The sequence below is a fragment of the Syntrophotalea sp. genome, from assembly GCF_050253115.1.
GTDB lineage: Bacteria > Desulfobacterota > Desulfuromonadia > Desulfuromonadales > Syntrophotaleaceae > Syntrophotalea > Syntrophotalea acetylenica.
The window spans coordinates 1-9157 of sequence record NZ_JBFWJQ010000098.1; the positions used below are offsets into that span (position 1 = coordinate 1).

Below are 9157 nucleotides of genomic sequence, written 5' to 3' on the forward strand. Positions count from 1 at the left end.
CAAAGAACGGCCCCGTCTGACCGGAAACACGGCTCAAGTCGGTGGCGTCACACAGGCAAAGGGTCTCGCGAAAATGGCTACGCGAGCATTACACGAGAGGTGCAGACTGGCCTCTCACTGATTCAGGAAGATAATCAAGATGATGGAAGGAATGAAGATCAGATTCATCGGCTAGTTGCGCCTCTACGATCCGAACCTCGGGAGCAGACAACAAGTCGAGACCACACAGCAAGCGATGGGTCAGGGCGAAACGTTCCACTTTAAAGGGATGGTTCCCGCCAAAGCAGAAATCGCCAAAACGATTTGAATATATAAAGGCACAATTTTCAGACATGATAGCCCCCGGTATCTGTTTTACACTGCGTCATGGCGCAGGTCAACATTCCGGGCAATCAAAGGCAAGCACACCGGCGGTCAACGGCTATTAAAGATAATTTTCATTGAAGATCGACAAGATAAAACCCGACCCAAAAAAAAAGGTGGAGAAAAACTCCACCTTCTGGCCGCCCCTCGGGACAGCCCCAATCCTATGACGGCACGCCTGCCGGCGTGTTTGATTTGGCTGGGAGACAAGGATTCGAACCTTGGTTGACGGAGTCAGAGTCCGTAGTCCTGCCGCTAGACGATCTCCCAAAAGCGAGTGACTTTTTAGCAAAGCTACAGCCTGGTGTCAAGGCCAAAAACAGAATTTTTAAAAAATCGTCGAATTTCTTAACCCGCCGCCGGTTTTGTGTCCATCCGGAAACTTTGAATGAAAATCAGTCTTGAGCCGGTGTCATATCCTGATGCAGGCAGCGATGCACAATTTCTTCCAGGTCGGATGAAAGGCATTGCTGAGCGGCAATGTTTTCCAGCTGGGCTTTCATCAGGAGGCGCCGCCTCCGGTCATAGCGTTGCCAGGCACTGAACGCCCCGGCAAGTGATGCTGCTACCTGGGGATTGATCCGGTCAAGTTGTATGACCTGCTCACCGACCAGGTGATACCCTTCGCCGTTCGCAGCATGAAATCCGCCGGGATTGCCGCGGGCAAAGCTATGCAAAACAGAGCGGACGCGATTCGGGTTGCGTAGTGTGAAATCCCGATGCGATAACAGAAGACGCATTTTTTCAATAATGGAAGGATTTCGTGCGGCAGCCTGCGCGGCGAACCATTTATCCAGGACCAGGGAATTATGCCTGGACTGATCATAAAACGACGCCAGCACGGCCTGGCTTTCCGGCGATTCCCGCTCGGCAAAAATGGCAAGAATAGCCAGACGATCGGTCATGTTGGAAGTTTGCCCATAGAGGTCGGCGAGCCAGCTCCAGAAATCACTGCACGGCTGCGCGGCAAGATATCCCAGACACGTGTTCTTCAAGGCGCGGCGGCCAGCATCCTCCGGAGAAAAATTGAAAGCGACAGCATCTTCACCCTGACAGAATTGCCACCTCGCCAGCAAGGCTTCCCTCAGCTGCCCCCCCAGGGCTTGCCGAACCTTCTGACGTGCCTGGCAGATGGCATCGATATCGATGCAGTCTTGTTGTTCCGCGAGAAAATTTTCACTGGGCAACATCAACATCTGGGCGGCAAGCCCTTTATCCCCGAGATCGCCATCAAGCACTTCGGTGAAGGCCTGTGACAAAATCGGGTCGAGGGCAAAATCCGCTCCTGTTCGCAATTGATCGACACAGCGCAAAATGATCCGGCAAGCGAGTTTCTGTGCGGCGTCCCATCGATTGAAAGCATCCGAGTCGTGCACCATCAAAAATCGCAGATCCGCATCCGAATAGTCGTAGTCGAGCCTGACGGGCGCGGAAAAACCTCTCAGCAGAGAGGGTACGGGCCGGCAGGGCACATTGCCAAAACGGAATGTCTGCTCTTTTTGGCACAGCGACACTACGGTGCTGGGGCCGAGATCAGGGTCTGGGGCACCCTGCAGACAAAGGGGAATTTGCCCGCCGGTGTTGTCGAATAAAGCCAGGGCTACGGGGATTTGAAACGGCCTTTTTTCAGGTTGTTCCGGTGTCGGCTGACACTGTTGGCGAAGCGTAAGACTGTACTCCCTGCGGTTGACATCATAACTGTCGGAAACAACAACTTTGGGCGTCCCCGACTGGCTGTACCACAACCGGAACTGCGATAAATCGATATTGGCGGCATCCTCCATCGAACGCAAAAAATCCTCGATTGTAACCGCCTGCCCGTCGTATCGTTCGAAATAAAGATCAAGACCCCGGCGAAATCCTCGCACACCAATCAAGTTTCGAAGCATGCGAACGATTTCGGCTCCCTTTTCGTAGACGGTTGCGGTATAAAAATTGTTGATCTCCTGGTAGGATTCCGGGCGCACTGGATGAGCCAGAGGACCGGAATCCTCGGCGAACTGGACCGTGCGCAGCAACCGCACATCATGAATCCGCTTCAGCGACATGGCTACCAGATCAGCCGAAAATTCCTGATCCCTGAAAACCGTAAGGCCTTCCTTGAGACTGAGCTGGAACCAGTCCCTGCAGGTAACCCGGTTCCCGGTCCAGTTATGAAAATACTCATGAGCGACAACCTCTTCGATAGCCTGAAAATCGGCATCGGTAGCCATGTCACTGTCAGCCAGCACATATTTCGAATTGAAAATATTCAGACCCTTGTTTTCCATGGCGCCCATATTGAAGTCATCGGCGGCGACTATCATATAGAGATCCAGATCGTATTCGAGTCCATAGACCTCCTCATCCCAGCGCATGGCTTTTTTCAAAGCTCCAAGGGCATGCTTTCCCCGGCCACGGTTATGCTTTTCCAGATAAATCCGCAACTGAACCTGACGTCCCGAACGTGTCACGTAAAAGTCTTCTTCGACGGCCAGATCACCCGCAACCATGGCGAACAGATAGGAGGGTTTGGGAAACGGATCCTGCCAGACGACACGATGCCGCCCCTGCGGGAGGGTTTCCGTCGAGACAGGATTACCATTGGAAAGCAGTACCGGGTAGCGATCAAGGTCGGCGGTGATCGTGGTGGTGAACCGGGTCAGCACATCGGGACGATCCGGGAAAAAAGTGATGCGTCGAAAGCCTTCGGGTTCACACTGGGTACAGAACATGGCGCCTGAACGGTACAGCCCCTCCAGGGCCGTATTATCCTGCGGACGAATTGCCACCACGGTTTCCAGGGTAAAACGATCGGGAACGCCATGGATCCGCAAACCATGTTGATCCACGGTGAAACCGTGGGGGGCAACACGCCGGCCATCCATTTTCAGGCAGCGCAGCGCAAGGTCCTTGCCGTCAAGAAAAAAGCCTCCCGACCCATGGCTCACAGCGGGGTTCCGCCGCACCTGCAACTCCGTGTGCACCTCAACAACTTCTTCGCCAAGGATAAAATTTATCTTTGCAGCATCGACCACAAACGCCGGCGGCGTGTAATCTTTCAGCCAGACTGCTTTGCGATGAGTTTCCGACATAACGGAACCTGTTCCCCTTAGAAAAAAATAAAACCGCAGGCCGACCAAACCTCGAAGCGCATGCGCAGACCATGCAGAACAGGGTGCCCTGCCTGTTGTGCCTCGGCAAAACACCCTGTCAATGCCATAAAATGGGTTACCGCCCCTGAGCGACAGTTTTAAGCCGGTCGGGAAAGAACCTTCCGCAGGCGATCGAGGGTTTTTTCCTTTCCAAGGATCTGCATGATCTGACAGATGCCTGGCCCGTTGGTGCTTCCCGTCAACGCGACCCTGGCAGGTTGGGCGAGCTTTGCAAATTTGAGCCCCTGAGACTCCAGCACCTTTTTAAAGACCGGATCCAGAGCCTCCTCCCGCCAATCTGAACATGTTTCAAGATCGTTCAGAAGACCTTTTAAAGGAAGGCGACTTTCCTCTCCCAGGAATTTTGCCACCGCAGCTTCGTCAAAATTGACCTCGTCGACCAGAAAGCACACCGCTTGCCGGGCCATTTCAATGAGGGTTTTACTGCGGTCCTGAAGAGCCGTAACGATGGACGTTAAGGGCCGGTCCTCGCCAACCGCGATTCCTTCAAAGGCAAGGTGCTCCCTGAGCAGATCCGCCAGGCGTTCCGGATCACCGGTCTTGATATAGTGACTGTTGAGCCATAACAGTTTTTCAGGATTGAAAACGCTGGCCGATTTTCCGATATTTTCAAGGTTGAACAACTGGATCAGCTCATCCATGGAAAAAATTTCCTGGTCGCCATGAGACCAGCCCAACCGCACCAGGTAATTGACCAGTGCTTCGGGCAGATATCCCATCTCTTTATAAGCCATCACCGATGTGGCGCCATGCCGTTTGGACAGCCGGCTTTTGTCCGCTCCGAGAATCATCGGCACATGGGCAAAGTCGGGTACGGGGTAGCCAAGGGCTTCATACAGCATTATCTGCCTCGGCGTGTTGTTGATATGGTCGTCGCCGCGCAGAACCAGATTGATTCCCATCTCCGCGTCGTCCACAACAACCACAAAATTGTAGGTTGGCGTTCCGTCGGTACGCTGAATGATTAAATCGTCCAGCTCATCGTTCTGGAAGGTAATGCTCCCCTTGATGCGATCGACAAAGGTCGTCTCTCCTTCCTGGGGCGCTTTGAAACGTACGACAAAGGGACGGTCTTCAGCTGTCCCCTGCTGCCCTTCACGGCAGGTTCCGTCGTATTTGGGCTTGCGCCCTTCCTTGAGTGCGTCTTCCCGTTTGCGTTCGAGATCATCTGCCGAACAGTAGCAGCGGTAAGCCTTGCCTTCGGTCAGCAGTTGATCAATTTTAGCCCGGTACAGATCGAAGCGGTCCGACTGATAAACAGGCCCCTCGTCGCAATGCATTCCCAGCCAGTCCATGGCCTGCAAGATAGCATCCACGGATTCCTGGGTTGAGCGGGCAACATCCGTATCCTCAATCCGGAGTACAAATACGCCCTTTTCCCGGCGAGCCAGCAGATAATTGAACAGGGCAGTTCGGGCACCGCCAATATGCAGATAGCCCGTCGGGCTGGGCGCAAAACGGACACGCAATCTGGACATCACATTCTCCTGTAAGCGTAAAAATAAAAACGGGCTGTCTTTTTGACAGCCCACACTTTTATACTGCAAAGAAACAGGCTTGACAAGCGGTTATTTGCGACCGGAAAGCGGCCGACACCTTGAAATATGCTTTTGAAAAATTCAGCCATTTCAAATATATTGCCCTGAGGGTACCGCACATACCGGTTGTCGTGCGGCAGTTTTGCCGGACCCGACGCTTTTATACCGATGCTCATATTCCCGGGAAAGGACATCTCTTTTGCTTCGATTCACGCCCGATTTACAGCATCTGCTGGACAGCCTGTCGGACGGATTTTATTATGTCGACCGTCAGAGAACAATTTGCTTCTGGAATCGCACCGCGACCCGCATTACCGGGTTTAATGCCACGCAAATGCTCGGCACGCACTGCCAGGACAATCTTCTCAGACACGTGGATGGCGAAGGAATTCATCTCTGCACGGAGCGGTGCCCCCTGGTCAAGGCCATGGAAGAAAACCGGTGCGTCGAGGCCGATGTCTATCTCCACCACCAGGCCGGGCACCGTCTGCCGGTAAGGGTGCGCATCTGCCCGGTCCATGATGCCAGCGGCACGGTTGTGGGCGCGACGGAGCTGTTCTCCGATCTGAGCGAAAAAACCGGCATTCTGCTGCAACTGGAAGAATTGCGCCGCCTGGCCCTGATCGACCCCTTGACCGGCCTGATCAACCGCACGGGACTGGAACGGGAAATGGAAGTCCGCCTTCAGGAACGTTATCGCTATGACTGGCCGCTTGGAGTGCTGTTTTTCGACATCGACCATTTCAAGCAGATCAACGATACGTACGGACACGATTTAGGGGATGAGGTACTCAGGCTTGTAGGCAACACCCTGAAGAGCAACTGCCGTCCCTTCGACACCTTTTGCCGATGGGGTGGCGAAGAATTTGTCGGCCTGCTGCGCAATGTCGATGCCACAACACTGTGTGAGGTTGCCGAGCGAATCCGCATGCTGGTCGAGGAATCCTTTACCATGCACAATGGCGAGCGCATCGGCGTAACCATCAGTATCGGGGCCACATTGGGGAAAATGGATGATTCCTCGGGCAGCCTGATCAAACGCGCTGACCGCCTTATGTACCAGAGCAAGCAGGAAGGACGCAACCGGGTTACCTGTGACGTCGCCTGATTTAGCGGATCCCAGGACTGATGGACAACAGGGAGGAAGCACGCTCTGTTATTCGACGACAACTCCGGCATAGCCGACCACTTCGGACTGATCGCCGGTCACTTCGCCGGAATTGCCGTAGCAGACAACCTCACCCTTGAGGGCTCCGAGACATTTGGCAGCCGCAAGCATCACCACCATTGAAACAACCCCGCACATGCTGATGTGTTCATCGCTTACCGTTCGATACAAACCTTCCGGATCCAGTCGACAGATTTTTTCAAGCGCCATCCGATCTTTTTGCCTGGCGAGCTGTCCGGGTTCGTAATGGGTCATATCAGAACTGGCCACCAGCAGAACGGGATCCGGCTCCTCTGCCAGTACCTTCCCTATGGCCTCACCGAGCAATAACAGTTCATGCAGCGGGACGGGGGCAAGGCAGATGGGCACTATCCGGGCCTGGGGGTTCTTGATCTGAATAAAAGGAAGTTGGACCTCCAGAGAATGCTCAAAACGATGAGCAAGATCATCGGCGCATAGCCGCGGGTAGGACCGGACAATTTTATCGGCCAGGGATTCTTCGACGGCCACTTCCCCCAAAGGCGTTACCCAACTGCCCCGGCAAAACACCGCCAGGGATTGTCCGTAGCCGGTATGATTGGGTCCGATGATAAGAACCTTCGGCGGGACATCCACCTGCCCGAATGTTTTGCCGGCAAAGCTTCCCGAGAACACATATCCCGCATGAGGAACCATGACTCCTATTGCCGGTCTGGATGGTGCGGATTTGCCAATAAACCCGCTTACCATCGAACGCAGACTCTCGGCATCGGCGGGATAAAAATGACCTGCAACGGCTGGCATGCGACGCATAGGAACTCCCTTGCAACAATCGTCAGGGGCAATTGCGACTGACAAAAATCAATCTTAGCATGATTCCCGTATTTGGCAATTGATTCTCAGCTAAATCCAGATAACAAAAAAAGAGCCGGCGAGTTCATCGCCGGCTCTTTTTTTGTTATCTGGAGGCCCCGACCCGATTCGAACGGGTGATGGAGGTTTTGCAGACCTCTGCCTTACCACTTGGCGACGGGGCCTTTCATCGCAAAAGCCCGATATTGATATCAGATCGTCCCACCGGGTGTCAAGCGTAAAAAAACATGACATTCAACCATAAAACAAAGCGCACCTTCTGTTATGGCAGGTTGCTGAACAACTGTACATATTGATGCTGTTCATAGGGAACTTCATAGAAAAGAGCTCGCAAAAAGTCATGTTCAGGACCGTCAAGCGATCCGAAAAGCGTATTTTTAAGTCGCGAAAACGGATACAGCTGCCCGGAATTGACAATACGGTCGATTTTTTTGATGGATATTCCGGAAACACCCGGGTTTGACGCCAATAAGACCGGTTTCGATGAAGAAAAGTCGGACCGCTCAAGGGTACTCATAATGCCGTCCATATCGGCATCTTCAGTGACCCTTTCATCATAGACTTTTTCCAGGACGATGACTTTTTTATAAAAACCATCCTCCGTGCCTTCCGCCTCGCGAATCGCATTGAGATGGGTGTAGGCGTTGAGCATGACGCCTGGTATTTCTTTACCGGCATGCCCGATCATGGCGTTGAACGGGGTCTGGTGGTTGCTCAACCACATATCGACAATCCTGGATTGTTCCAGGCGCCTGGCCAAGGGGGTCATATACCGGAAATAACTCTCAACCCGCCCATCGAGATTGGCCTGATAAGCCAATTGCAGAATGTTGGCAACATCGAGCGGAAACAGCTCGACAGCCTGCAACTGGTAGGCAAAAAACAGCGCGTCAGCATCCACCCCGGTATTGAATTCGGAAAGGCGCTGATAAAGATCGGCAAGTTCCCTCGCCGCGTAAGCCGCCAGAAAAAAGGCATTGTCCGGAACGATGTCCTGATCAACACGGGCATGCCGCTTAAAAAGAGCGCAGTATTTGAGTAAGGGGCTTTCCACCGGGAAAAGCGTCTCTACTTCGTGGGCTTTACGCTGCGATTTGTACAAATCGGCAAGCATGATGGCAAGCTTCCCGGTGGCATCCCACAAACGATGCATGGAGGTCAGATAATTGGTACGAGTGTAATATCCGCTGGAAGCAAGATCCCTGGCTTGACCGGAAGCAACAGCGAGATTGTCGAAAAGTTCAATGCCCTCGTCAAGATAGGCAACGGCCATGCCGGGAATCTGTTTGAAAAACCGGCTGTTGGCCACGGCATCGTCGGGATCGGCCATGCGGCGGGTCACGTAGGTCAAAAATCCCATGGTATTGCTGATGATGGTGGCACGTCCCTTATTGGTATCGGCCCAACTGTAGGCAAGTTGATAATACTTACGCGCATCGTTGAATTTGGCAACCAGGGTATCCGCGTCGGTGGCCGCTTCAAAGTCATTGCGATTCGCCGTGGCCTCCAGAAAAGCAACGGCAAAATTGAGATTGTAGTTGTCCGAGGAAACACCATCCATGCGTTCGACGATGGCTCGGACAAGGTTTTTGTAGCCGTTATCCAGAGTGAGTTTGTCTTCCAGGGCAAGAATGATGGTTCCCAATGGAGCAAGGTCGGGCATTTGCTGCTCGATAATGGCACGGCGCACCACCAGATGCACGATATTCTCGTACAGATGAGGCAACTCCCTGACAAAACCGACCTTGGCATAGGAATTGTTCATCAGGATATCGTCAACTTCCTGTTTCAACAGAACATTCTCCCATAAGGCAAACACCGACGAAACAAACTGGCGGCTGTCTTTAGCCGTCATGTCCCGGTAGGCGGCAATCAGATGCTTCCAGAAAACAACTTCACCCCTGGGTTGTTTTTCGGGATAGACGGACAGTACCATTTCGGCATTGTCCAGATGCACCATATTGTCGCTGGCCAGATAGAGACAGAATTCCGCCAGGGCGAGACGATAGTAATCGGCCAGGGGTTTTGCCGTGAGCAGAGCGTCCTGCCGCAGACGCCCGTCGGGCCCCGTGCCGGTCGTG

Annotated in this window: 5 protein-coding genes and 2 tRNA genes; 1 reads left to right on the forward strand and 6 read right to left on the reverse strand. The window is 53.3% G+C overall.

The genetic code is table 11. From position 1 onward, the window contains the following. Nucleotides 1-559: 559 nt before the first annotated feature. From AB7E65_RS10060 to gltX, 3 genes are all read right to left on the reverse strand, one after another. Nucleotides 560-633 (reverse strand) — tRNA-Gln (locus tag AB7E65_RS10060). Between the two features lie 125 nt (nt 634-758). Then, the gene (gene pepN, locus AB7E65_RS10065) at nt 759-3437 is read right to left on the reverse strand and encodes an aminopeptidase N (protein WP_428745809.1); all 2679 of its coding nucleotides are present in this window, start codon (nt 3435-3437) and stop codon (nt 759-761) included. A gap of 158 nt (nt 3438-3595) precedes the next feature. Further along, nucleotides 3596-4996, reverse strand: a complete 1401-nt coding sequence (gene gltX / locus AB7E65_RS10070) for a glutamate--tRNA ligase (protein ID WP_428745810.1) — start codon at nt 4994-4996, stop codon at nt 3596-3598. A gap of 259 nt (nt 4997-5255) precedes the next feature. Between gltX and AB7E65_RS10075 the strand changes: the two genes are divergently transcribed. Continuing rightward, on the forward strand, nt 5256-6164 hold the full coding sequence (locus AB7E65_RS10075) for a GGDEF domain-containing protein (protein ID WP_072287664.1): 909 nt from the start codon (nt 5256-5258) through the stop codon (nt 6162-6164). Nucleotides 6165-6212: 48 nt separating this feature from the next. Here AB7E65_RS10075 and amrB read toward each other — a convergent pair whose 3' ends face one another. The 3 genes from amrB to AB7E65_RS10090 all read right to left on the reverse strand — a co-directional run. Continuing rightward, nucleotides 6213-7016 (reverse strand): AmmeMemoRadiSam system protein B, encoded by an 804-nt coding sequence (gene amrB / locus AB7E65_RS10080; RefSeq protein WP_072287663.1) that lies wholly within the window; start codon nt 7014-7016, stop codon nt 6213-6215. A 150-nt stretch (nt 7017-7166) separates the two neighbouring features. After that, a tRNA-Cys gene (locus tag AB7E65_RS10085) sits at nt 7167-7240 on the reverse strand. A 98-nt stretch (nt 7241-7338) separates the two neighbouring features. Then, nucleotides 7339-9157, reverse strand: a 1819-nt coding sequence (locus AB7E65_RS10090; RefSeq protein ID WP_428745811.1) for a hypothetical protein, incomplete at its 5' end; no start/stop codon positions are given.

Excerpts from the sequence above, each read along its gene's own strand:
- gltX (WP_428745810.1), bottom strand. The coding sequence starts at position 4,996 with ATGTCCAGATTGCGTGTCCGTTTTGCGCCCAGCCCGACGGGCTATCTG.
- amrB (WP_072287663.1), bottom strand. The coding sequence starts at position 7,016 with ATGCGTCGCATGCCAGCCGTTGCAGGTCATTTTTATCCCGCCGATGCC.
- pepN (WP_428745809.1), bottom strand. The coding sequence starts at position 3,437 with ATGTCGGAAACTCATCGCAAAGCAGTCTGGCTGAAAGATTACACGCCG.